The following is a 24,056-nucleotide window of genomic DNA, read 5'->3' as shown; positions in this document are numbered from 1 at the left end:
CATGACCCGGCCACCGGTGCCGCTCACTGCTGCCCAGCAGCAGGAGCTCGTCCAGCAAATCGGCCAGGCGGCCGCGTCCGCGTTGCCCGCGGGCTGGCAACAGTTGCAGGTCGTCTGCCGCGCCGCGGGACGGCATGTCGAAGTCGACGTCGCCGCGCTCGCCCCGGACAACCGGACCTACCCGGTCCAGCCGCATCCGGAGCTGCCGCGCCTGTTCGGCGTGCTGCGCACCGGGATGTACCAGCCGGCCCGCGGCACGTGGCTGACCGCGACCTTGGTGTTTTCGCCGCAGCAGCCGCCCTTCACGGACTACCAGCCGGACGTCGAACCGCGCTGGCGGCAGCTGCCTCCGCCGATCGGCTTCCAGGACGAGCTGCGGTTTTTCCCGCGCGAGGACCGCTTCGTGCCGCCGTGGTTGCGACAGCGAGCTGGCGCGACTCCGCCCGCTGCTGCTCCCGGACAGCCGGTTCCGCCGCCCGTCCCTGGCGCGGGTCCCGCGGTGCCGCCGCCGTTGCCGGGTGCCGAGAATCCGCCTGCTGCTCCCCCCGCACAGGCCACTGAGCAACCGATTCCCGCGCTCCCCGTGGACGCGCCCGCCTCGCCTCCGCCGTTGCCGGGCACCGAAAATCCGCCTGCTGCTCCTCCCGCACAGGCCGCCGAGCAACCGATTCCCGCACTTCCCGTGGACGCGCCCACCTCGCCTCCGCCGCTGCCGGACACCGAAAACCCACCCGCCACTCCTCCCGCACAGACCACTGAACAACCGATTCCCGCGCTCCCCGTGGACGAGCCCAGCTCACCTCCGCCGGTGCCCGCCACTCCGCCGCCGCTGCCCGACCTGGAGCAGGCCGCGTCGGCGTCGGCTGGTGATGAGGCGCAGTCCGAGCCAAGCGAGGTCGCGGCGGCGACTACTGCTTCCGCAGAAGCACAACAGACCGAGGCGGAAACCGTTGCGCCCGAAGAGGATTCAGCGAGTCCGGCAGTCGAGCTGCGTACGCCGCGGGTCTACGACGGGCTCGACGAGGCGGGGAATCCGGTCGTCGAGAGGGAAGCGCTGTCGGTGGAGGAGCGCGAGCGAGTTCTCACTTATCTCGACAGCGCGCCGGTCATCCTGGCGTCGCGCAGCAAGGACACCGATGCCTTCGATCGGACGCGCACGGACGCTGTTCCGCTGAACTTCCGGACCGACGGCAGCTGGGTGTGGCCCGGCGCGGTCGCCTATTACCTGCGCGAGCACGGGATTTCGCCGGATCCGGAACTGCTCGGGCACATCCGGGCCGCCGGATACGCCGCACCGGAGGTGGACGAAGCGACGCAGGAACGGATGCTCGCGGCGCTGACCACCATGCCCGCCGAGGAAAGCCGCCCCAGCGAACCGGCTCCGAGGGATCCAGAGCAGTTGCTGGGCGAGATCTCGACGGCCCTCGTCACCGCCGCTCCGCAGGGATGGCAGCAGATCGTCTTCGACTTCATGACGCTGGGCAGGCACGCGAACCTCGCCTGCGGCGCCCGGATGGCGGACGGGAGCACGCAACAGGTGCCCGTCGCGCGAGAGCTGTCGAAGCCGTTGGCTGAACTGCGGCGCGCGAAGTACGTCCAAGGACGGGGCACCTGGTACACGCTCTCGCTAGTCATCGACTCGCCGTCGAACTACCAGGCCAGCTTCGACGAGGACGACGAACCGGCCTTCCACACGCCGCCCCGGCCCGAGGATTACGCGCTGGACCAGGAACTTTACCCACGCGAAGAGGACTATCTCCCGCTGTGGTTCAGCGCCCGGCTGCCGGAAAGTCCACAGTAGACTCGTCAGCTGACGATCGTGAACCCCGCGTCGGCGAGGGCGGCCTCGACGTCCTTGCAGTGTTCCGGGCCGCGGGTTTCGAGGGCGAGGGCGACGTCGACCTCGCCGAGGGCAAGGCTGCCGGAGATGCGGGAGTGCTCGACGTCGAGGACGTTCGCGCCGAGGTCCTTCACGCAGGACAGCACCGAAACCAGTGAGCCCGGCCGGTCCGGCACGCGCAGGTGCAGCTTCAGGTAGCGCCCGCCCGCGGTCATGCCGTGCTGGATGATCTGCTGCAGCAGCACGGGATCCACGTTGCCGCCGGAGAGAATCGCCACCACCGGCGTCTCGAAAGCGCCGGGATGCTGCAAAAGCGCGGCCATGGAAGCGGCGCCGGCCGGTTCCACGACGAGTTTCCGCCGCTCCAGGCACAGCAGTACCGCGCGGGACAAGGATTCCTCGCTGACCGTCACGACGTCGTCGACCAATGACTCGACGTGCGCGTAGCTGACCTTGCCCGGCTCGCCGACCGCGATCCCGTCCGCCATCGTGTGCACCTCGCGCAGCCGGACCGGCGCGCCCGCCGTCAGCGAGGACGGATACGCCGCGGCGTCCTCGGCCTGCACGCCGATCACCCGGATCTCCGGATGCAGCGCCTTGACCGCCGCCGCGACCCCGCCGACCAGCCCGCCGCCGCCGGTCGGGACGAGGATCGTTTTCGCGCCCGGGACCTGCTCGAGGATCTCCAGTCCAACGGTGCCTTGGCCGGCGATGACGTCGGCGTGGTCGAACGGGTGGATGAAGACCGCACCGGTGCGTTCCGAGAACGCGATGGCCTCGGCGAGGGTTTCGTCGACGACCGCGCCGTGAAGGTGGACCTCCGCACCGTAACCGCGGGTCGCGGCGAGTTTCGGCAGCGGAGCGCGCAGCGGCATGAAGACGGTCGAGGAAATGCCGAGCAGCGAAGAGGCCAGCGCGACCCCCTGCGCGTGGTTGCCGGCACTGGCCGCGACGACGCCGCGCGCGCGTTCCTCGGCGGTCAGGCCGTGAATGCGGGTGTAGGCGCCGCGGATCTTGAAGGAACCGGTGCGCTGCAGGTTCTCGCACTTGAGATACACCGGGCCGCCGTGCAGCCGGCGCAGGTCGCGGGCGTGCTCCATCGGCGTGACGCGGGTGATGCCCTCGAGAAGCTTGCGAGCTTCCTGGATGCGCTCGACGCTGACCAGTTCCATGGCGCCGATGATGCCACCGACGGACGGCCGGGGTGCGCCGCCCGCCGGACCGGTACCCTGATTACGGCAGCCACACATGATCAGGGAGTGCGACCATGGCACGCGCGCAGCACGGGACCACCTCCCGGGCCAAGTCCCGCACCGGTCTGCTGCCGCTCGCCGCGGGCATCCTGTCCGCCGTGGCCCTCACCGGAGCCGCCTTCGCGACCGTCGAAGCGGCCGGCTGCGGAGGCCCCGCCCAGTACATCCGGCACGACAACCACGTCGAACTGGTCGGCGGCTGCGTCAACGGCACCGACCTCCCGGCCACGACCGGGACCCGGCAGGCCAATGCGCTGCCGGAGAACAGCAAGCCCTGATCGACTGACTGGGTTGCGGCTGGGCTGCGGCAGGGCCTGAGCTTGGGCGGCATGGGTTTCGCCGGGTTCGCTGCGCGAGGCTGGCGAGGCTGGCGAGGCTGGCGAGGCTGGCGAGGCTGGGAAATGGTCCGCCGGAGTGGCGGATTATGCGTGATTCGACGCGGCTTGACCAAGCCAAGCGAGGCAGCCCAGGGCCACGCAGCAGGCGACTTCGACGAAGGCGGCCACGCGTTGGCTCTGAAAGGGGCTCGCACCCCGGCAGTGATGGCAGAAGTCAGATCTGTGCCGCCGGGCAAGCCCTGACCACCTGGCTCGGCCGAACTCCGGCTGAGTTGAGCCGCTCGGGTTGGGGTGGCACGGGTTTCTCTGGGTTCGCCAGGCGAGACGGGGAAATGGCTCGCCGAACGGCAATGGTTTCCCCCGGGTTCGCCAGCCGGGGGCAGGTGTTCGCTGGGGGCGATAGTGCCCCCGGTTCGCCAACCGTGACGGGGACGCAGCCTGCCAGACGGCGACAGTTCCCCGAGTCCGCCAGCCGAGACGGGGACGCGGCTCGCCAGACGGCGACAGTTCCCCGAGTCCGCCAGCCGAGACGGGGACGCGGCTCGCCAGACGGCGACAGTTCCCCGAGTCCGCCAGCCGAGACGGGGACGCGGCTCGCCAGACGGCGACAGTTCCCCGAGTCCGCCAGCCGAGACGGGGACACAGTTCGCCGAGCGGTGATAGTTTCGCCGGGTTCGTCAGCCGAGGCGCGGAAGCGCTCGCCAGGCGGCGATAGCTCCCCCGGGCTCGTCAGCCGAGGCGGGTGTTCGTCGGGTGGCAGATTATGCGGGATTAGATGCACCGGCCAGCTTGCGAGCAAGCGAAACGCAGCGGCTTCAGCGCCCGTCGCACCACACGTTCGCGCCCCGAGGCAAGGCGGTCGCGACGACCCGCCGATTCAGCCCAGAGGCCGGACTCGGCAACCACGCAGCGACCGGCCGAGACACAAACCCATGGGACACAGGGCAAGAACGGGGCACCGGAAACCAGTGCCCCGTCAAGCCGAGATCAGCCCAGCGCCTGCGTAAGGTCCGCCACCAGGTCGCGTCCGTCCTCGATGCCCACCGACAACCGGATCAGGTCTTCCGGGACTTCCAGCGTCGAGCCTGCCGTCGAGGCGTGTGTCATCTTGCCCGGGTGTTCGATCAGGCTCTCGATGCCGCCGAGTGACTCCGCGAGCACGAACAGCTTCGTGCGCGACGCGACTTCCAGCGCCGCTGCCTCGCCGCCCGCTACGCGGAACGACACCATTCCTCCGAAGCGGCGCATCTGCTTCGCGGCTACCTCGTGGCCGGGGTGTTCCGGCAGGCCGGGGTAGTAGACCTTGGTGACCTTCGGGTGCTTCGCCAGGGTGCGGGCGACCAGATCGGCGTTGTCGCTGTGCCGTTCCATCCGCAGGGCCAGCGTCTTGAGACCGCGCAGGGTCAGCCACGCGTCGAACGGGCCGGGGACGGCGCCCGCGGCGTTGCGCAGGTAGAAGAGTTGCTCGCGCAGTTCGTCCTCGTTCGTGACGACCGCGCCGCCGACTACGTCGGAGTGGCCGCCGAGGTACTTCGTGGTGGAGTGCACCACGATGTCCGCGCCTAGGGCCAGCGGGGTTTGCAGGTACGGCGTGGCGAAGGTGTTGTCCACGACCAGGCGCGCGCCCGCGTCGTGCGCCGCGCCGGCCAGTGCGGCGATGTCGGCGACGCCCAGCAGCGGGTTGGTCGGCGACTCGCACCAGATCAGCTTGGTTTCCGGGCGCATCGCGGCCCGTACGTCGTCGATGCGGCTCAGGTCGGCGACCGTGTGCTCGACGCCCCACAGGCTGAGCACCTTGTCGATCAGCCGGAACGTGCCGCCGTACGCGTCGTTGCCCAGGACCAGGTGGTCGCCGGGGCGCAGGACCGTGCGCAGCACCGCGTCGGACGCGGCCATTCCGGACGCGAACGCCAGCGTGTGCCGGGCACCCTCGAGCGAGGCGAGGGCTTCCTCCAGCGCGGTCCGCGTGGGGTTCGCGGTGCGCGAGTACTCGTAGCCGCCCTCGCGGGTGCCGCCCACGCCGTCCTGCGCGTACGTGGACGTTTGGTAAATCGGCACGATGACGGCACCCGTGCGGGGATCGGGCTGCTGCCCGGCGTGGATCGCGCGTGTTTCAAAACCCAGGACGGAGTAGTCGTCGGCCATGGTTCCCAGGGTACGGGGCACCCCCGACAATCCCATCAGCTGGGAGGCAACTCACCATGCGGGAGAGGCTGCCGGTACAAACCCGCACCGGCAGCCCCGCGGTCACCAGCCCTGCGGAGCCGGGTAGCCGCCCTGGGCCGGTGCGTCCGGGCGGTAGTTGACCCATTCCGCGGTCGGCTTCACGATCGCCAGCACCAGGGTCGCGACCGGCGGGATCAGCCCGATCAGGGCGCCGCCGATGCCCGCGCCCAGCACCTGGGCGCTGCCCTTGTATCCAGCGGTCGCGACGCCGGCGAGAACGACGCTCAAGATCGTGTACGCGATCACCAGCCCGCAGCCGATGATCGTGCACAGCCGGGCGGCCGGCTTGTGCAGGAACAGGCCGATGCCGCCGAAGAACAGCAGGCCGACGAGCACCGCGTTCACCACGATCGACGCGTACAGCTGCCACAGCGTGATGTGGATGGCAGACAGCGCCACCACGGCGAGGATGATCGAGATGATCGCGAAAATGCCGCCGATGATCGCGAGGATCCCGGCGATGATCGCGGTCGCGCCGTTCGGCTTCTGCTGGTAGACGCCAGGTCCGCCCGGGTACCCCGGATACGGCTGACCCGCGGCGGGCGGGGCGAACGGCTGCTGCGGGGCGCCCGGGTACGGCTGGGCCGGCGTCGGCTGGCTCGCCGGGTACGGCTGCCCGGGGAACGGGCCGCTCTGCGGGTTCTGCGGCTGGCCCTGCGGGTTCTGGGGGTAGGTCACGGGGAGTCCTCGGTGCATCTGGTCCCGCCGGGCGGCGGGCGGAGTGCTTGTATCGTGCCAGCTCCGTCCCGTTTTCGGGGAGGATTTACCACTGTCGCGAGGGTGACGAAGCAGGCACCACGGGTGCGCGGTAGCGCAGGTAGCCGAAGGTCCGCGGCAGTCCGGCCAGCACGAGCACCAGCAGCACCGCCGCCGCCAGCGTGACGCGGTCCAGCGCGGCGAAATTCTCGAACCGCAGCAGGGTCCGGAAGTACTGGGCGTACCCCGGGGAACCGCTCAGCGCGGGTTCCAGCAGCAGCGCGCCGAGTGCGAGCAACGCGCCCGCGATCAGCAGCACCGCACCGGCTGTCGCGCGGAAAAAGGTCGCGATCGCGCCGATCAGCAAGACCAGCGAAGCGGCGAGGTACGCGCCGAGATCGGCGAGGGTCAGCGGCGAGAGATCGCCGAGGCTGAATCCGGACGGAATGTCGAGGAACAGTCTTGCCGGGAGGTAGCCTGCCGTCGCGGCGGCGACGAGACCGAACAGCCCGGCCGCGATCGCGGTGCTCCCCTTCGGGCGGCGCGGAACCGGTTCCGCGAGGGAGGATTCCCGTTCCCGCTGCCGTGCCGGAAGTGCGTGCAGGCCGCTCACGGCAGGTCCCCCTCGGGCTGGGAAGGCGATTCGGACGGCGCCCACCCTAGCCCGGAAACGCACCGTTGGGGACCGGCGCGAGCGCATGTGCGCCGCAATTCCCCCGGCTGCCGGAATCGTCGGGAAAAGGCCACCAGCTCCGCGCGAACCCCGCGAAAAACGGACTGGAAACGACGAAGGGCGCCGCCGTCAGGAGACGGAGGCGCCCTTCGCGGAGATTCAGCGAGTCACCACTGCTGCGGCGGCTGCTGGCCCGGCTGGCCGTAGCCCGGAGGGGGCTGCTGCCCGCCCGGCGGCGGGTACTGGCCCGGCTGTCCGAAACCGCCCGGCTGCTGCGGCGGCTGGCCGTAGCCCGGCTGCTGGCCCGGCTGGCCGTAACCGGGAGGCGGCTGCTGCCCGAAGCCCGGCTGCGGGTTCGCGCCGCTGCCCGGGTTCGGACCGCCCGGCTGCGGGAAGCCCCCGCTGTTCGGGTTCGGACCACCAGGCGGCGGGAAACCGCCGGACTGCGGCTGGCCGAAGCCCTGCGGAGCGCCGCCGCCGAAACCGCCCGGCTGCTGCGGTCCGCCAGGACCGCCCTGGCCGCCTGAGGACGAACCGAGGCCGACGTACTGCGAGGTCGCCGGGATGATCGCGACCACGCCGATGATCAGGATGATGATGCCCAGGATCAGCGTCAGCATGCCGCCGCCGCTCGTGGCGCTGGAGCTCGCGCCGCCGTACTTGTCGGCGAAGGAGCTGCTGACCGAGGTCCCGGACTTCGCCAGGATCGAGAACAGCAGCAACAGCACGCCGCCGACGAGCACCCCGATCGGGGCGAGCTTGCGCATCACGGCCGCACGCGAGGCGAGAGCCAGCGCGACGCCGCCAGCCAGCGCGATCACCGCGCCGACCAGGATCATGATCACGTAGAACAGCAGCGTGCCCGGCGAGGCGAGACCGGCCTCGTCGAACAGCTTCTGGTACCGGCTCGAGCTCTCGTACAGCTTCGAGTAGTCGCTGGTGTCGCTCATGTAGCTGAACGACACGATCAGCGCGATCAGGCCGAGCACCGCGGTGACGCCGCCGGCGATGTAGCCGTACAGCGCGTTCCCGCCGCCCGCCGACGGCGCGGCGGACGCGCCGAACGGGGCGGGCTGGCCGAAGCCCGGCTGACCCGGCTGCCCGGGCTGGCCGAACGCACCCTGCGGCGGGGCGCCGAAGCCGCCCTGGTCGAACCCGCCCGGCTGGCCGAAGCCCTGCGGCGGCTGACCAGGCTGACCAGGCTGGCCCGGCTGCCCGGGCTGACCCGGCTGGCCGAAGCCCTGCGGGGCGCCGAACCCGGCGACCGCGGCCGGGTTGTCCGCCGCGCTCGGCGGCGGGGCGTACGGGATGTTCTGCGGCTGCTGGCTCGGCGGCACCAGCTGCGTCGACTCGGCGTTGCCTTCGGCGCTCACGGGGTTGACCACCTGCGTGGCGTTCGAGTCAGCCGGCTGTCCCGGCTGCACGACCTGCGTCGGTTCCGGGGTGTCGCCGAAGGTGCCGCCGCCCTGAGCGGGCTGCTGCGGCTGGCCCGGCTGGACCACCTGGGTCGGCTCCGACGCGCCGAAGGGACTGTCCTGCTGCGGTGTAGGACCACTCGACGGGCCCTGCGGCGGCTGCTGGCCGCCGTCCCAGGGCTGGTTCGGTGGCTGCGGAGCACTCATGTGGGTCTTGAACCCCCTTGACGAGGACGCGAAAAAGTTCTATTCGGCCGTAACGCTATCGGATGCCCGGCCAGGACGCGCGCAGACGCCCCGGCCGGCGTCGGTGAGCTTGTGCCTATCTGCCCGCGAGGAACGCGAGCAGATCGTGCCTGGTGACGACGCCCGCCGGCTTGCCGTCGATCAGCACCAGCGCGCCGTCGGCCCCTTCGAGCGCCTTCATCGCGGCGCTCACCTGCTCGCCCGCCCCGATCGTGGGCAGCGGCGGCGACATGTGCGTCTCCAGCCGGTCGGCCATGTGGGCCTTGCCGGTGAACAGCGCGTCGAGCAGGTCTCGCTCGTTGACCGCGCCGACCACCTCGGCGGCCATCACCGGCGGTTCGGCGCTGACCACGGGCATCTGGCTCACGCCGAATTCCGCCAGGATGGCGACCGCTTCGGCGACCGTCTCGTTCGGGTGCGAGTGCACGAGGCTGGGCAGCGCGCCGGACTTGCGGGTGAGCACGTCGCCGACGGTCGCGCCGGAGGAATCCGGCGGGAGGAAGCCGTAGGAGGACATCCAGGCGTCGTTGAACACCTTGGTGAGGTAGCCGCGGCCGCCGTCGGGCAGCAGCACGACCACGACGTCGTCCTCGGTCAGCCCCTCGGCCAGCTTCAGCGCGGCGGCAACGGCCATCCCGCACGAACCGCCGACGAGCAGGCCTTCCTCGGTCGCGAGCCGGCGCGTGATCTCGAACGAGTGCGCGTCGCTGATCGGGATGATCTGGTCGGCGACGTTCCGGTCGTAGGTCTCCGGCCAGAAGTCCTCGCCGACGCCCTCGACCAGGTACGGCCGTCCGGTGCCGCCGGAGTACACCGAGCCCTCGGGATCAGCCCCGACGACCTGGACGCGGCCGTCGCTGACCTCCTTCAGGTACTTGCCGGTGCCGGAGATCGTGCCGCCGGTGCCGACGCCCGCGACGAAGTGGGTGATCTTGCCGTCGGTCTGCCGCCAGAGCTCCGGGCCGGTGGAGTGGTAGTGGCTGGCCGGGTTCTCCGGGTTGGCGTACTGGTTGGGCTTCCAGGCGCCCTCGATCTCGCGCACGAGCCGGTCGGACACGTTGTAGTACGAGTCGGGGTGCTCGGGCGCGACCGCGGTGGGGCACACGACGACGCGCGCGCCGTACGCGCGCAGCACGTTGCGCTTGTCCTCGCTCACCTTGTCCGGGCAGACGAACACGCACTGGTAGCCCTTGCGCTGGGCGACCATGGCCAGCCCGACCCCGGTGTTGCCCGAGGTGGGCTCCACGATCGTGCCGCCTGGGCGCAGTTCTCCGGAGGCCTCGGCGGCCTCGATCATCCGCAGCGCGATCCGGTCCTTCACGCTGCCGCCCGGGTTGACGTACTCGACCTTGGCGAGCACGAGCGGCTTGAGCCCCCGCGTAAGCGAATTCAGCTTGACCAGCGGGGTGTTGCCCACGAGGTCCACGATGTGTTCTGCGTACTCCACGGCGACCAGCCTAAACAGCCGGGCCCCGGACCGGCCAGCGCGGGATCGGCGGGCGGTCTCCGGGTGCGCGTCGGGGCCACGGGCGGCGCCAGGCGAGGTCGGGCCTCCCCGGCGCGGACCTCAGGCAGCCACCAAGCCGCGCGTCGACACCGGGGCGGGCCCGAGGGCCGCCGCACGCCGATCCGTGATCCCGTCCCGGAGATCCGTCCCGGCCCGCAATGCCGCGCAGTAACGCTTGAGGGCCATCATGACCGGTTCACCTCCTAATCAGGGATCCTCTTCTCCTTGTTGACTCTTCACGAATCCTAGTGGTTCCGCGGTTATTTCGAAACACCCGATGGAACCAGCCGGAGCCAGCCGTCGTCGCCGGGTTCTTCGGTCCAGCCGGGCGGCCAGGTCCGTTTGTGGCCGGGCTTCGCGAGCGCGCCGGCCAGCCCGGCTTCCGAGTGCGTCCCGAATTCCGCGTGCTTCTCGAACTTCGCGCCGCGGAATACGTCGTCTCCGCCGCCGAGGACGGTGCCGCGGAAGTCCGCGCGTTCGCGGAACACCGCTTCGTGGAAATCGGCTTTGCTGCGGAATTCGGTGCCGCGGAAGGTCGCGAATTCCTCGAATTTGGTCTGGTAGCACACGATGGAACGGATTCTGCAGTGTGTGAGCGTCAGCGCGACGAGCCTGGCCCCGGAGAAGTCGAGGTCGATGTCCGGCCAGTACGACCCGTTCGGCTCCTCGCCGCCGCCCGGACGCAGGTGCAGCATCAGGATCCGCTGCGCGGCCTTGCGGACCTGCACCTCTTCGTCCGTGCCGTCCAGCGGCATCCGCAGGTACGCGCAGAGCACGTTGACGATGGTCTGCCGCTGGTCAGCGTGGCTTTGCGCGAGGCGTTCGAGCGCGTACAGCCCGGCCAGCCGGACCGGGGCCTTGTCGCTGCCGAGCTGGTCGGCGGCCTTGCCGTACATGTCGGTGATCCGGCGCTCGGTCGCGTCGTGGTCCTTCTGTTCCAGGTCCAGTTCGGCGGACCGCTGCCGCCGCGCGGCGAGCAGGAGCGCGGCCGCGCCGCCGGTCCCGACGACGATGCTCGAGGCCGTGCGCAGCGCGTCGAGCCGCGACGAATCGGCCGGGGTGCCGCCGCCGAGCAGCCACAGCAGCAACGCCGCCGCGACGGCCGCGAGCAGCACGATGCCCGTCCCCCACCACGCGATCGTGCGGGTGGACAACACCCGGTTGCGCTCGGTCACGGCGGAAATCCTCCCACGGGAGCAAGGTGGTGCATGTCGCCTTCGGCTTTCGGACGGACGCCGGACGCGGCAAGATGGTGAGCAACCGCTTAGTGCCGCCGACCCGAGGATGTGTCAGTCATGCCCGAAGCCGTCATCGTCTCCACCGCCCGTTCCCCGATCGGCCGCGCCGGGAAGGGCTCGCTGGTGGGGATGCGCCCCGACGACCTTGCCGTGCAGATGGTGCGCGCGGCGCTGGACAAGGTGCCCCAGCTCGACCCCGCCGACATCGACGACCTGATGCTCGGCTGCGGCCTGCCCGGCGGCGAGTCCGGCTTCAACATGGGCCGCGCGGTGGCCGTCGAGCTCGGCTACGACCACCTGCCTGGCTGCACGATCACCCGGTACTGCTCCTCGAGCTTGCAGACCACCCGGATGGCGCTGCACGCGATCAAGGCGGGCGAGGGCGACGTCTTCATCTCGGCGGGCGTCGAGGCCGTGTCCCGGTTCGCGAAGGGCAGCTCCGACTCCTGGCCGGACACGCACAACCCGCTGTTCGCCGACGCCGAGGCGCGCACCCAGGCCACCGCCGAGTCCGGCGCGGACAGCTGGCAGGACCCGCGCGAGAACGGGCAACTCCCCGACGTCTACATCGCGATGGGCCAGACCGCGGAGAACCTCGCGCGGCTCAAGGGCGTCACCCGCGAGGAGATGGACGAGTTCGGCGTGCGGTCGCAGAACCTCGCCGAGAAGGCCATCGCGGACGGCTTCTGGGCCAAGGACATCACGCCGGTCACGCTGCCGGACGGCACGGTCGTGTCGAAGGACGACGGGCCGCGCGCGGGCGTCACGCTCGAGGGCGTGTCCGGGCTGAAGCCGGTCTTCCGCCCCGACGGCCGGATCACCGCGGGCAACTGCTGCCCGCTCAACGACGGCGCGGCTGCTGTCGTGATCATGTCCGACACGAAGGCGCGCGAACTGGGCCTGACGCCGCTGGCGCGCGTCGTGTCCACCGGCGTCACCGGCCTGTCGCCGGAGATCATGGGCTACGGCCCGGTCGAGGCGTCGAAGCAGGCGCTGTCCCGCGCCGGTCTGTCCATTTCGGACATCGACCTGGTCGAGATCAACGAGGCGTTCGCCGCGCAGGTCATCCCGTCCTACCGCGACCTTGGCATCGACCTCGACCGGCTGAACGTCAACGGCGGCGCGATCGCGGTCGGCCACCCGTTCGGCATGACCGGCGCGCGGATCACCTCGACGCTGATCAACTCCCTGCAGCACCACGACAAGCAGTTCGGCCTCGAGACGATGTGCGTCGGTGGCGGGCAGGGCATGGCGATGGTGCTGGAGCGGCTTTCCTGAGCCCAGCAACGCAAAAAAGGGCCGTCCGCGGAGGTTCGCGGACGGCCCTTTTCGATGTGCGGGTCAGTGCATCAGCACCGGCGGAGCGACGTCGTCGGAGCCCGTCGCCTCGGGCACCACGCGCTTCTTCGGCAGGAAGAACGCGGGCACCAGGCACAGCGCCAGCAGGATCGTGCCCCACAGGAACGTCGTCGCGAACGACTCGCCCGCGAGACCGGCCGCGGCGTCGTGCGTGGCCGGGTTCATCGTCGCCGCGGTGGCGACCAGCTGGCCCTGGCTCGTCGGCACGCCGAACTTCCCGGCGAGCAGCGCCGCCAGGATGATCGACATCACCGCGGACCCGATCGCGCCCGCGGTCTGCTGAAGGATGTTCGTCGCGGTCGAGGCCTTCGCCATGTCCTTGGACTGCAACGTCTGCAGCGCGGCCGAGGTGATCGGCATCATCGTGCAGCCCATGCCGATGCCCATCACGAACAGCGCGGCCAGCAGCTGCCAGTACGGGGTGGTCGCGGTGACCTGCGTGAACACCACCATGCCCAGTGCGATGAAGACCAGGCCGGGCACCACGATCCGGCGCGGGGCGATCTTGTCCGCCAGCCGTCCGGTGATCGGCATCGCCAGCATCGCGCCAAGGCCCTGCGGGGCCAGCAGAAGACCCGCGTGCAGCGCGCTCTCCCCGCGCACCAGCACGAAATACGTGGGCAGCAACAGCATCGCGCCGAAGAACCCGACGCAGAACACCGCCATCGTGATCATCGCGACCGAGAACGACCGGTTGCGGAACAGCTTCAGGTCGATCAGCGGATGCTCCATGGTCCGCGCCCGCAGCACGAACGCGACCAGCAGCACGATCCCGGCCAGCGCGGGCAGCCACACCTCGAGCGCGCCGACGGTGCCGGTGGACGGAATCCGCGAAACACCGAAGATCAGCGCGGCCAGGCCCGGCGACACCATCAGCATGCCGAGGAAGTCGAACCGGTTGCCCGGCTCCGGGTTGTCCTTCGGGAGCAGCCGGAGCGCGAGCACGAAGGCGATCAGTCCGATCGGGACGTTGATGTAGAAGATCCAGCGCCAGCTCACCGAGTCGACCAGCCAGCCGCCGAGAATCGGGCCGCAGATCGGGCCGAGGAGCATCGGCACGCCCAGCACGGCCATGACCCGGCCGATCCGCTGCGGACCGGCCGCGCGGGTCAGGATCGTCATGCCCGCGGGCATCAGCATGCCGCCGCCGAGGCCCTGCACGACTCGGAACGCGATCAGCGATTCGACGTTCCAGGCGAGCCCGGCCAGCATCGAGCCGATCAGGAAGGTGCCGATCGCGAGCAGGTACAGCCGCTTCGTGCCGAACCGGTCGGACGCCCATCCGGTGACCGGGATGACCGTCGCCAGCGCCAGCATGTAGCCGGTGGCGACCCACTGGATGGTGTCGAAGGACGTGGCGAACTGGATGGTGAGCTTCTGGAGCGCGACGTTGACCACGGTGGTGTCGAGGATCGCCATGATGGCGCCGAGCACCACCACGGAAGCGACCTTCAGCACTCCCCGGTCGAGTTTGTCACCGGCATCCGGCGCGGCCGGAGTCGCGGGTGCGGACATGCGGAACCCCATCTGTTAGTGGTGATGCGCAAGCCCGCGACGCGACAATACGACGGCGGTTCCCCCTTGCGCGCGCTCCAGACTAGCCGAGCGGCAAGCGGACACGCAGTCTTTTTCGCTGCCGGGCGAAATGCGTGGGGACTTTTCGCGCAGTCGCGATGACCTGCGAAAAGTCCCCGATCGGCTCAGCAGATACTGTCCGTGCGCACAGGGTTGCCCAAACCGAACAACGGCCGCAGTTTCAGCCCGATCCAGGTGCCGAAAAGCGCGAACGCGCCCCACAGCCAGCCGTGCAGACTGCCGACGGAGATTCCGCCGAGGTACGCGCCGATATTGCAGCCGTTCGCCAGTCGCGCGCCGATGCCCATGAGGATTCCGCCGAGGATCGCGGCGACCGCGGTGCGCCACGGGATCGAGCTGTGGATCTTCCACGCGCCCGCGGCCGCGGCGGCGACGAACGCGCCGATCATGATGCCGATGTCGGTGAGGCTTGTCTTGTCCTGCCAGATCGGCTTGGACAGGGACGTCGCGTTCGCCTTCAGCTGCCAGAACTCCCACTGCTCCGGGTGCAGTCCGAACACCTGGAGAATTTTCGCGCCCCACAGGCTGAACGCGCTCGTGACGCCCCAGATGCCGCCGGAAACCAGGTACACCGCGCCGGCCAGCACGCCGAGCACGACCGCGCCGGCGAGGATCGGCCAGGAGCCGCGGAAGATCCGGGCGAACCCGCGCGCGGTCGGCACAGTGTCGACCGGCGGCGGCACGCGACGCTTCTGCACCACCCGGGTCGCGAGGACGATCGCGGCGAGCACCGCGATCGTGATCGCCCACGAACCGAACCAGCCGACGTGGTCCGACAGCAGGAACCCGGACACCTGCGGCCAGCCGGTGAACAGCGGATAGCCCCAGGTGTAGAGGACCGAACCGGTGATGAAACCGCCGAGGGTCAGCACGATCGTCGACTGCCCGGCGCCGACCGCGAACAGCGTCCCGGACGCGCACGCGCCGCCGAGTTGCATGCCGATCGCGAACAACGTGGCCCCGACGAACAACGCGAGCCCGATCGGCCCGACGTTCGTCACCGGCACCGGTTTGCTGCCGAAGAGGCCCGCGCCGGTGCCGCAGATGAGTGCGATGAGCGTCGCGGCGGTGCCGAGCAGGAGGGTGTGCGCACGGAGGCCCTGGCCGTTGCCGACGGCGATCAGCTGCCGCCACGCGGACGTGAACCCGAAGCGGGAGTGGAAAAGCGCGAGGCCGAGCGCCAGCCCCAGCACGAGCAGGACCCCGAACTTCGCGCCGTGCGCGGCCCAGACGTAGGCGGTCAGCCCGACCGCGAGCACCGCGGCGACGGCCAGCGGGACGACCTTGACCGGCTCCTCCGGTTTAGGCGCCGGAGCCGCGCACGAAGTGGGGAAGTCGAGAAGTTTTCGCTCGTCGACAGGGGAATCGGTGGTCGCCACCACGTCTCCTGAGGGGGTCGGGGATGAACGGGGCCCGCCCGGCGGCGGGCGGCGATCCACGTTAGGTCCCGGTGAGCCCCGGACGCAGCCTGTCTCACGGAGTGCGACGAACGGCCGAAACCGGGCGTCCGGACGGCCCCTTTGTACCGCCCGTCAGCTCTTGATGCAGATGGCTTCCTCCGGGTCGGAGTACCAGCGGACAGTGGTCGAACCACTGCCCTCGCACGCCGAACGATCCTTCGCGCCGGGCACGAGCTTGACGATCTCCGCGTTCTTCTGCGGATCGGTGCACGGCACCTTCTGGTACGTCGTGCTGGCGGTCTGGAGCCCGGCGAGGCAATCCCCTTGCTGCACGTTGGGGATGAGGCAGAGCACGCGGTGGTTCTTGCCGCCGGTGGTGTAGCGGTAATAGTCGCCGCGCGGGCAGGTGCCGCTCCGGTTGGCGCGCGCGACCGCGACCTTGACGTTCGCTCCCGGATCGGCGCAGTCGACGGTTTTCGTCGTCGTGGTCGAGCCGGACTTCTCGATGTGCATGCAGTCGCTGGCGTGGGTGTTGCTGGTCGAGTTGCCGAACTTGAGGAAGCCGATGACGACCCCCGCCGCCACGATCACCACCGCTACGGCGACCAGCACCACGGTCCTGGTCGGGAAGTTTCGCTTCGGGCTCTGCTGGGGCGGCATCCCGCCCGGACCGTAGTGCTGCTGGAACGGCGACTGGCCCTGCTGTCCGTAGCCCTGCTGTCCGTAGCCCTGCTGTCCGTAGCCCTGCTGTCCGTAGCCCTGTTGTCCGTAGCCCTGCTGCGGTCCGTGCCCGTGCGGGGGAACGCTCACGTGATGCCTCGCAAACCCGAAAGAAAGATTCCGACCGGGCACATCCAACACGACGGCCTCGGGAGCGCGCAGAACTTCCCGGCAGAAAAACAGAAAAGGCGCTCCGCGTAACGCGGAGCGCCCCTTCCCGGGAAACCTGTGCGACGGCTAGTCGCGCAGGTAAGACAGCAAACGCAGGATCTCGAGGTACAGCCACACCAGCGTGGTCATCAGGCCGAACGCGGCGTACCAGGCCCACTTCGACGGCATGCCGGCGCGGATCATCTTGTCGGCCTGGTCGAAGTCGAGCAGGAAGCTGAACGCGGCGATGCCGATGACCACCAGGCTGAAGACGATGGCGAGCGGGCTGCCGTCGCGCAGCGGGTTGAAGCCGAAGAACAGCGCGGTGACCAGGTTGACCAGCATCAGGATGGCGACGCCGGCGACCGCGCCGACGATCCACTTGGTCAGCTTCGGCGTGACCTTCACCGCGCCGGTCTTGTAGACGACCAGCATCGCGACGAACACGCCCGCGGTGCCGATGAGCGCCTGCAGGGCGATGCCCGGCAGGAACACCTCGAACAACCCGCTGAGCGCACCGAGGAACAGGCCCTCGGCGCCGGAGTAGACGAGCGTGAGCGGACCGCTCGGCTTCTGCTTGAAGATGATCACCAGCGACACGACGAGGCCCACCACGAGCCCGCCGATCAGCGCGCCGAGGAGCGGGCCGCTCGGCGAAAGCCTGCCGAGGGAGTCGCGCACGAGCTGGGACTGCGCCCAGATCGCCGTGAGCACGCCGACGACGAGCGCGACGCCGAGCGACATGCCGGTCTTGATGACGACGTCGTCGACCGTCATCGGACGGTCGGCGGAGGCGGTGCCCATCTGGCCAGGGCCGTAACCCGGGACGCCGCCTTGGCCCTGCGGCTGGCCGTAGGGCTGGTCGAAGCCGACGTTCGGCCCGTACTGCCCGGTCGCGGCCGCGCCGCGCGGGAGATTGCGGAACGCCGGGTTGCTGCTGGAACGCACCTGTCCTCCTGGACTTTATGGCACCTTGCATCGGGTTCAACGACCGCGGCGGCTCGCTGGTTCCCGTTCGGGTAAAGCAGATTTTACTCATCACCCGCACGGGTGGGGCCACCCCCGTTACGGCCACCGTAGGCGATGAAGGTCACGACCGTTCACCGCAGGTCACCCGATGGTCTCTAGACAACTCCCCCGCTGACCCGCGAACCTTCACATCGCGTGTCCGGGAAGTGACCGAACGCGTGTCGGGGAGTTGTTCGATCAGGTGAACTGCGAGGACGCCGTTCAGGCGTCGGCAGGCACGTCGAAGGAGCCAACACACCATGGGGTGGATCTCACGCCCGCGCGCTCGCTGGCGCGCGGCCACCGGGCTGGTCGCGACCGCACTGCTCGGCGCACTCTCCGTAACCGCGCTGGGGGCGACCCCGGCCTCGGCAGCCGCCGTCACCGGCCACGGCCGAAACATCGAGCACAAAGAGTCAGACGGCGTCACATACAAGGACTGGCTCGGCTCCTACAAGGTGGGCGGCAAGGACGTGTTCTGCGTCAGCTTCCACCTGAAGGCTCCGGACAGCGACGAGGAGTACCAACCAGGTCAAGATCTGCTGACGAAGTGGGGCAAGCCGCTGGCACCCGACATCGCAGGCAACATCTCCTACCTGCTGTTGCGTTACGGCAACACCTCCGATGACGACGAGGCAGCCGCGCTCGCCCATCTGCTGCACTCGTGGACCGCCAAAACGCAGACGCCCGGCGACACGGACTTCGGCACGCCCCCGAACAAGGCGGCCTATCCCGAGGACAAATACTTCAAGCTCCTCACCCCGGAAGCCGCCAAGGACGTGGCCAAGATGAAGGCCGAGGCCGAGGCGAACCGCGGCCCGTGGACCGCGTCGGTCACCGCGCCGAAGGGCGATCAGCACCTCGGCCAGCCCGCGACCTGGACGGTCACGGTGAAGAATTCCAAGGGCAAGGGCATCCCGGACGTTCCGGTGAAGCTGACCGCCACCGACGGAACCATCGGCCAAGCGGACAAGCAGGCAGACACGGAGAAGGCGTCCGATTCTTCGGCGGGCAACTCCGCTCCGCAGGCCGCGCAGAAAGACACGACGCTGAAGACCGATGCGAACGGCACGGTCACGGTGAAGGTCACGCCGGCCGGCGACCAGCCGAAGCTCGTCGCCTCGTTGTCCGCGCCCGCGGACAAGCCGACTGTGCAGAACCCGGTCAACACCAAGGACGGGATCCAGAGCGTCGTCGGCACCGGCGGAGAAAAGCAACTGACCGCCCAAGGCGTCGTCGCGGTAGCGAAGCCGGGCAAGGTGCAGGTCACCAAGACCGACGCCAAGACCGGCAAGGGCATCGGCGGCGCGACGCTGCGGGTCACCGGCAAGGACCGCAAGACCGCGGCCACCAGTCAGGACGGCAAGCCGCTGACCGGGCCCGACGGACAGCCCGCCGTGGTCACCACCAGTGGCGAGAACGGCACCGCGACTGTCGAGAATCTGCTGGCCCCGCAGGAGGTCTGCGTGGTCGAGGTGAACGCGCCGCCTGGCTACACCAACGCGTTCGACCCGAACAATCCGCCCGCCGCGTGCGGATCGCTGACGCCGGGCGGCACACTCGCGCTGACTGTGGCCAACACGCCGAACGAAGTGCCGCACGCGATTCCCGCCGGCGACCTGCCGGTGACGATGGCCAAGGGCACCGTCGAGACGAGCTTCTCCACCGCTGGCATCGCGGGTCTCGCCGCGCTGGTGCTCGTCGGTTCGGGTCTGGTCGGGTTCGCCGCTCGGCGGTCGGCGCGGCGGTAAGCGAAAGCAGCAAAGGCAGATGAGCGGAAAAGGACGGCTGGTCGGCGGGTTCGTGCTCGGCGCGGCAAGCGTGCTGGCAGTGGAACTCGCGACGGTCGTGATCAGTTCGCCGCCGACGACGGTGGTGGCCGGGAGCGCGTCCCCGGTCGCCGCCGCCGTTCCGGCCGCTTCGCCGCAGCAGCTGGCTCCCGCGCCGCCGCCGTCGAGCAGTTCAGCGGCGCCGCCGCCCAGCAGTTCGGCGGCCGCTCCGCCCGCGGCGCCCGCGGAGCATCGGCAAGCTCCGGAACCGGGGCCGCAGGCGCCGGGCACGATCCGGCTGCCCGGCGGCGGGACCGCGGCGATGGTGCGGCAGGACCTCGGGCCGGGCAACACGCTTCCGGTGCCGTCGGACATCGGCCAGGCGGCCTGGTGGGGCGCGGACCTGGAAGCGGTCAGCGGCGCGAGCGTGTTCGCGGGCCACGTGAACTGGCGCGGCGCGACCGGGCCGTTCTCGGAACTGTGGAGCGAGCGCATCGGCGGCGTGGTGACGATCGTGGACCGCGCGGGCAAGACGAGCCGGTACCGGATTTCGCAGCTGGTCACCGTGCACAAGAACGATCTGCCGAGCCGCGCCGACGATCTTTTCGGGCAGGCCGGTCCGCATCGGGTCGTCCTGGTGACCTGCGGCGGGCGCTGGATCGGCGGGAGCGACGGGTACGAGGAGAACCGCGTCGTGATCGCGGACCCGGAGTGAGGGGTCCCCTCGCGACCCGCTGAACCCGCGCGAGGGGTCCATTCGCGCAGCTTCTGCACGGCCTCTCGTTCGCGGAAATCCGCTGCCACCTGCGGGACCCCGTGCCGACGCTAAGTTACTTGCGAGTAACCTCACCCTGCCGCGTTGTGGTCAGGGCGGCGTCCATGCAGCAGAATGCCCATGGGTCCAGGCGGCGGCACGGCGGAGGGTGATGGAGATGGCGACGTTCTTGGTGACAGGCGCGACCGGGTTGATCGGGCGCCAGGTCACCCGGCAGCTGCTCACCCGGCCGGACGTGGAACGGGTCGCGCTGGTGGTGCGCGCGTCGTCGCGGGGGAAGCTGGCCGCGCTCGTCGACGCGTGGCCGCATCCGGACCGCGTCACGCTCGTGACCGGCGACCTCGGCGAACCGCTGATGGGAGTGTCCGAGGCGGACCGGGAGACGCTGCGCGGCGTCGACCACGTCATCCACCTCGCCGCGCTCTACGACATCACCGCCGACGACGAAACCAGCATCCGGGCCAATGTGGACGGTACGCAGAACGTCATCGACCTCGCCGCGGACCTGAACGCCGGGTGCCTGCACCACGTCTCGTCGGTCGCCGTCGCGGGCGACCACGAAGGACTGTTCACCGAGGACATGTTCGACGTGGGACAGCGGCTGATCACGCCGTACCACCGCACCAAATTCGAAGCCGAGAAGCTCGTCCGGGACCAGCACGAGGTGCCGTGGCGGGTGTACCGGCCCGCGGTCGTGGTCGGCGATTCGCAGACCGGCGAGATGGACAAGATCGACGGCCCGTACTACCTCTTCCCCGCGATCAGCAGGCTCGCCGGGCTGCCCGACGTCCCGTCCGCCGGACCGGATCTGGGCGACACCAACGTGGTTCCGGTCGACTACGTCGCGAAGGCCCTGCTGGAGCTGGTCACCACACCGGGTCTCGACGGCCGCGCCTTCCATCTCGTGAACCCCGAACCGCAGCCGGTGGTGTCGGTCTACAACGCGTTCGCCCGCGCCGCCGGGGCACCGACCATCACCGTGCAGCTCGGCGACAGGGTGTCGAAGGGAATCGTCGGGCTGGTCAAGCTCAGCGAGCACATTCCCGGGTTCACCATCGCCCGCGACGCGGTGCTGGAGCGGCTCGGCATTCCGCCGGTGCTGCTGGAAACGATGGCTTTCCCGTCGGTGTTCGCGTCCGCGGAGACGCGGAAGGCGCTGGCCGGAAGCGGCGTCGAGGTGCCCCGGCTCGAGGAATACGCCCCCACGCTGTGGCGCTACTGGCGCGAACACCTCGACCCGTTCCGCGCACGCAAGCACGGTCCGCGCGGCGAACTGGACGGCCGCCGGGTGATCATCACCGGCGCGTCGTCGGGCATCGGCCGGGCGACCGCGCTGAAGGTCGCCGCGGCGGGCGGGGTGCCGCTGCTGGTCGCGCGGCGGCAGCACGAACTGGAAGAAGTGCGCGACGAGATCATCGCGGCGGGCGGCACCGCGTCGGTGTACCCGGCCGACCTCACCGACGAGGATTCGGTGCGCAAGGCCGTGGACGCGATGCTGTCCGAACACGGCCGGATCGACATGCTCGTGAACAACGCCGGCCGCTCGATCCGGCGCTCGATCAAGCTGTCGTACGACCGGATGCACGACTACGAGCGCGCGATGGCGATCAACTACTTCGGCGCGGTGCGGCTGATCCTGGCGGTCCTCCCGCACATGTCGGAGCGGAAATTCGGGCACATCGTGAACGTGTCCTCGATCGGCGTGCAGGGAATCGCGCCGCGGTTTTCCGCCTATGCCGCGTCGAAGGCCGCGCTGGACTACTTCTCCCGGATCGCGGCGACCGAAACGCACGGCGACGGGATCACCTTCACCACCATCCACATGCCGCTCGTGCGCACGCCCATGATCCGGCCGACGAAGATCTACGACGCGTTCCCCACGAAATCGCCGGAGCAGGCGGCGGACATGGTGCTGAAGGCGCTGATCCAGCGGCCGAAGCACATCGGCACCCCGGCGGGCCAGGCGATCGGGCTGACCTACACGCTCGCGCCGGGGCTGACCGACGCGATCGCGTACCAGGGTTTCCGGATCTTCCCGGACTCCGCGGCGGCGGGCGGCAGCGGGAAACTGAAGATCGGGCGGGGCGAGAAACACCTGTCCCGTGCGGCGATGGCGCTGGCCCGGCTGTCCCGCGGCTTCCACTGGTAGTGACGGCTTCGCGCGGCGGGTGAGGCCGTTCAGGCGAGATCGACACGAAGAATCGACCCGGGGCGGTGATTCGCCACTCCTGGCGGCACGCACGCCAGGTGCGCGGGTACGGTCGTGGGCATGGTTCCCGAGCGAGACAACGGCCTCCTCCCGCTGCGGCGCGAGTACACCGAAGCCTGGCGCGGCTTCGACCGCACCGAGGTGCGGCAGTACCTCGACCACCTCGAAAGCCAGCTGCACCGGCTGATCACCGACCGCGACGCGGCGGCCGCCCAGGTCGCCACGCTGTCGCGCGAACTCGAGACGACGCGCGGCGAGGTGTCGAAGCTGCAGTCGCGGGTCGAGGAACTGATGAAGCCGCCGGAGCGGCTCGAGGACCTGGACGAGCGGATGCAGCGCACCGTCACGCTCGCGAACGCGCGAGCCGAGGAGATCACCAAGCGCGCGCAGGTGGCGGCGGAGAAGCACTGGGCGTCGTCCACCGAGGCGTCCACGAAGCTGCGCGAGCGGTACCACCGCCTGGTCGAGGAGCTGGACAAGCAGGCCGAAGCGCTGCACTCGGAGCACGAGGCCGCGCTGAAGGAAACCCGCGCCGAAGTGCAGCGGCTGACGGTCGAGGCGGCGCAGCGCCGGGAACTCCTCGACAACGAAGCCGAGCGCAAGCGCCGCAAGATCGAGCGTGATTTCGACGCGAAGATCACCGCCGAGCGCACGGCGCACGAAAAGATGATCGCCGACCAGCGCACGGCCAGCAAGAACCAGGCCGAGCGCCGCATCGCGGAAGCCACCGCGGAGGCGACCCGCCGCGTCGAGGAGGCGACGGCGGAGGCCAAGCGCCGTCTCGACGAGGCGACCACGCAGGCGGCCCAGCGCACCACCGCGGCGACGCGCAAGGTCGAGCGGCTCGCCGAGATCCGCGAACAGGCCCGCAAGAACCTGGCGCTGGCGGACGAGGTCCTCGGCCGCAGCGAAGGCTTGCTGACGGCACTCCCGTCGGAATCGGTCCTGCCCGCCGCGTCAAAACTGGTCGGCGGCGACGACCCGGCGAAGCCAGACCCCTCGCCGGCCCCGGTCGAGCCGAAGCCCGCACCGTCGCCGAAGCCGAAGGGCGAGAACGGTTCTGCTGCCAAGAGCGCGACCGGGAACGGCTCGTCCGCGAAGGGCGGGGCGACGGAAAGCTCCGCGGGGAACGGCGCGAAGAACGGCAACGGTTCGACGGCGAACGGCGCGAAGTCCCAGCCGCAGACGGCGGGCAAGCCCAGCAGCTGACCCACGGCATCCAGCGAGCCCGTCGGACCGGCCATGGTTCGGCGGGCTCACTGCGCTAAGCCCCAGCCACGAACGGCGGGTAAGCCAGCAACTCAGCCGCTGCACGCGGTGAGCCGTCGGACCGGACACGGTTCGACGGGAACCAACGCCAAGTCCCAGCCCTGGACGGCAGGCAAGCCCAGCAGCTAAGCCACGGCACGCAGCGAGCCCGCCGACCCCGCCCCCCGGTTCGGCGGGCTCCCTCGTTTCTGTGGCCAAGTCCGTGAAGGGCTCCTTGAGGGAATCTGATTCCCGCAAGGAGCCCTTCACGACATCCGGGCATCATGCCGCGACCGCTGGAGGTCCGCCCAGGTCGCGGATGCGGCCGGGTCAGCCGTCCGTGAGGGCCACCCTGAGAGGGTGTTGTGAAACCTGGTTTTGGTGCGGTGT

Annotated in this window: 18 protein-coding genes; 7 read left to right on the top strand and 11 right to left on the bottom strand. The window is 70.0% G+C overall.

What is annotated here, in order from left to right:
- The first annotated feature begins 1 nt into the window (after position 1).
- Positions 2-1,801, top strand: a complete 1,800-nt coding sequence (locus EIZ44_RS46110) for a hypothetical protein (protein WP_134733405.1) — start codon at positions 2-4, stop codon at positions 1,799-1,801.
- Positions 1,802-1,806: 5 nt separating this feature from the next.
- Here the strand turns inward: EIZ44_RS46110 and ilvA are convergent, their stop codons facing one another.
- Positions 1,807-3,012, bottom strand: a complete 1,206-nt coding sequence (ilvA, locus tag EIZ44_RS34660) for a threonine ammonia-lyase (protein WP_134733403.1) — start codon at positions 3,010-3,012, stop codon at positions 1,807-1,809.
- A gap of 95 nt (positions 3,013-3,107) precedes the next feature.
- Here ilvA and EIZ44_RS34655 point away from each other — a divergent pair, with 95 nt between their 5' ends.
- Positions 3,108-3,371 carry a hypothetical protein gene (locus EIZ44_RS34655; protein WP_043828078.1) on the top strand — a complete coding sequence of 88 codons (264 nt, stop codon included), beginning with the start codon at positions 3,108-3,110 and terminating at the stop codon, positions 3,369-3,371.
- 1,047 nt (positions 3,372-4,418) lie between these two features.
- Here EIZ44_RS34655 and EIZ44_RS34650 read toward each other — a convergent pair.
- From EIZ44_RS34650 to EIZ44_RS34625, 6 genes are all read right to left on the bottom strand, one after another.
- On the bottom strand, positions 4,419-5,576 hold the full coding sequence (locus tag EIZ44_RS34650; RefSeq protein WP_043828077.1) for a cystathionine gamma-synthase: 1,158 nt from the start codon (positions 5,574-5,576) through the stop codon (positions 4,419-4,421).
- A gap of 102 nt (positions 5,577-5,678) precedes the next feature.
- Entirely contained in the window at positions 5,679-6,335 is a 657-nt protein-coding gene (locus tag EIZ44_RS34645; protein ID WP_134733401.1) for a hypothetical protein, read from the bottom strand.
- Between the two features lie 85 nt (positions 6,336-6,420).
- Positions 6,421-6,966, bottom strand: coding sequence for a hypothetical protein (locus tag EIZ44_RS34640; protein WP_235146593.1), 546 nt, complete (start codon positions 6,964-6,966; stop codon positions 6,421-6,423).
- Positions 6,967-7,193: 227 nt separating this feature from the next.
- Positions 7,194-8,648, bottom strand: a complete 1,455-nt coding sequence (locus EIZ44_RS34635) for a hypothetical protein (protein ID WP_134733399.1) — start codon at positions 8,646-8,648, stop codon at positions 7,194-7,196.
- Positions 8,649-8,763: 115 nt separating this feature from the next.
- Positions 8,764-10,134, bottom strand: a complete 1,371-nt coding sequence (locus EIZ44_RS34630) for a cystathionine beta-synthase (RefSeq protein WP_037816738.1) — start codon at positions 10,132-10,134, stop codon at positions 8,764-8,766.
- Between the two features lie 320 nt (positions 10,135-10,454).
- Positions 10,455-11,369, bottom strand: coding sequence for a pentapeptide repeat-containing protein (locus tag EIZ44_RS34625; RefSeq protein WP_134733398.1), 915 nt, complete (start codon positions 11,367-11,369; stop codon positions 10,455-10,457).
- 120 nt (positions 11,370-11,489) lie between these two features.
- On the opposite strand from EIZ44_RS34625, the gene EIZ44_RS34620 reads away from it, so the two are divergent.
- Positions 11,490-12,710, top strand: a complete 1,221-nt coding sequence (locus EIZ44_RS34620; protein WP_037816740.1) for an acetyl-CoA C-acetyltransferase — start codon at positions 11,490-11,492, stop codon at positions 12,708-12,710.
- Positions 12,711-12,773: 63 nt separating this feature from the next.
- Here EIZ44_RS34620 and EIZ44_RS34615 read toward each other — a convergent pair whose 3' ends face one another.
- The 4 genes from EIZ44_RS34615 to EIZ44_RS34600 all read right to left on the bottom strand — a co-directional run bounded on the left by EIZ44_RS34615 (position 12,774) and on the right by EIZ44_RS34600 (position 17,605).
- Positions 12,774-14,306: a DHA2 family efflux MFS transporter permease subunit gene (locus EIZ44_RS34615; RefSeq protein ID WP_134733396.1), complete on the bottom strand. Its 1,533-nt coding sequence runs from the start codon at positions 14,304-14,306 to the stop codon at positions 12,774-12,776.
- A gap of 185 nt (positions 14,307-14,491) precedes the next feature.
- Positions 14,492-15,769: a YeeE/YedE family protein gene (locus tag EIZ44_RS34610; RefSeq protein ID WP_370318197.1), complete on the bottom strand. Its 1,278-nt coding sequence runs from the start codon at positions 15,767-15,769 to the stop codon at positions 14,492-14,494.
- 150 nt (positions 15,770-15,919) lie between these two features.
- Positions 15,920-16,597 carry an LppU/SCO3897 family protein gene (locus EIZ44_RS34605; RefSeq protein ID WP_205673401.1) on the bottom strand — a complete coding sequence of 226 codons (678 nt, stop codon included), beginning with the start codon at positions 16,595-16,597 and terminating at the stop codon, positions 15,920-15,922.
- A gap of 147 nt (positions 16,598-16,744) precedes the next feature.
- Entirely contained in the window at positions 16,745-17,605 is an 861-nt protein-coding gene (locus EIZ44_RS34600; RefSeq protein ID WP_037816748.1) for a Bax inhibitor-1/YccA family protein, read from the bottom strand.
- Between the two features lie 320 nt (positions 17,606-17,925).
- Between EIZ44_RS34600 and EIZ44_RS34595 the strand changes: the two genes are divergently transcribed.
- The 4 genes from EIZ44_RS34595 to EIZ44_RS34580 all read left to right on the top strand — a co-directional run bounded on the left by EIZ44_RS34595 (position 17,926) and on the right by EIZ44_RS34580 (position 23,627).
- Positions 17,926-19,416: an MSCRAMM family protein gene (locus EIZ44_RS34595; RefSeq protein ID WP_134667098.1), complete on the top strand. Its 1,491-nt coding sequence runs from the start codon at positions 17,926-17,928 to the stop codon at positions 19,414-19,416.
- 19 nt (positions 19,417-19,435) lie between these two features.
- On the top strand, positions 19,436-20,149 hold the full coding sequence (locus tag EIZ44_RS34590) for a class F sortase (protein ID WP_037816753.1): 714 nt from the start codon (positions 19,436-19,438) through the stop codon (positions 20,147-20,149).
- Between the two features lie 217 nt (positions 20,150-20,366).
- Complete coding sequence (locus tag EIZ44_RS34585; protein WP_134667101.1) at positions 20,367-22,358, top strand: SDR family oxidoreductase; 1,992 nt, start codon at positions 20,367-20,369, stop codon at positions 22,356-22,358.
- 120 nt (positions 22,359-22,478) lie between these two features.
- Positions 22,479-23,627: a coiled-coil domain-containing protein gene (locus tag EIZ44_RS34580; RefSeq protein WP_240691498.1), complete on the top strand. Its 1,149-nt coding sequence runs from the start codon at positions 22,479-22,481 to the stop codon at positions 23,625-23,627.
- Positions 23,628-24,056: the final 429 nt, after the last annotated feature.

Origin of the sequence: Amycolatopsis nivea (genome assembly GCF_004522235.1) — a bacterium.
GTDB lineage: Bacteria > Actinomycetota > Actinomycetes > Mycobacteriales > Pseudonocardiaceae > Amycolatopsis > Amycolatopsis nivea.
The sequence above is the reverse complement of the archived record's forward strand: the minus strand, read 5'-3'. Positions and strand labels throughout refer to the sequence as shown.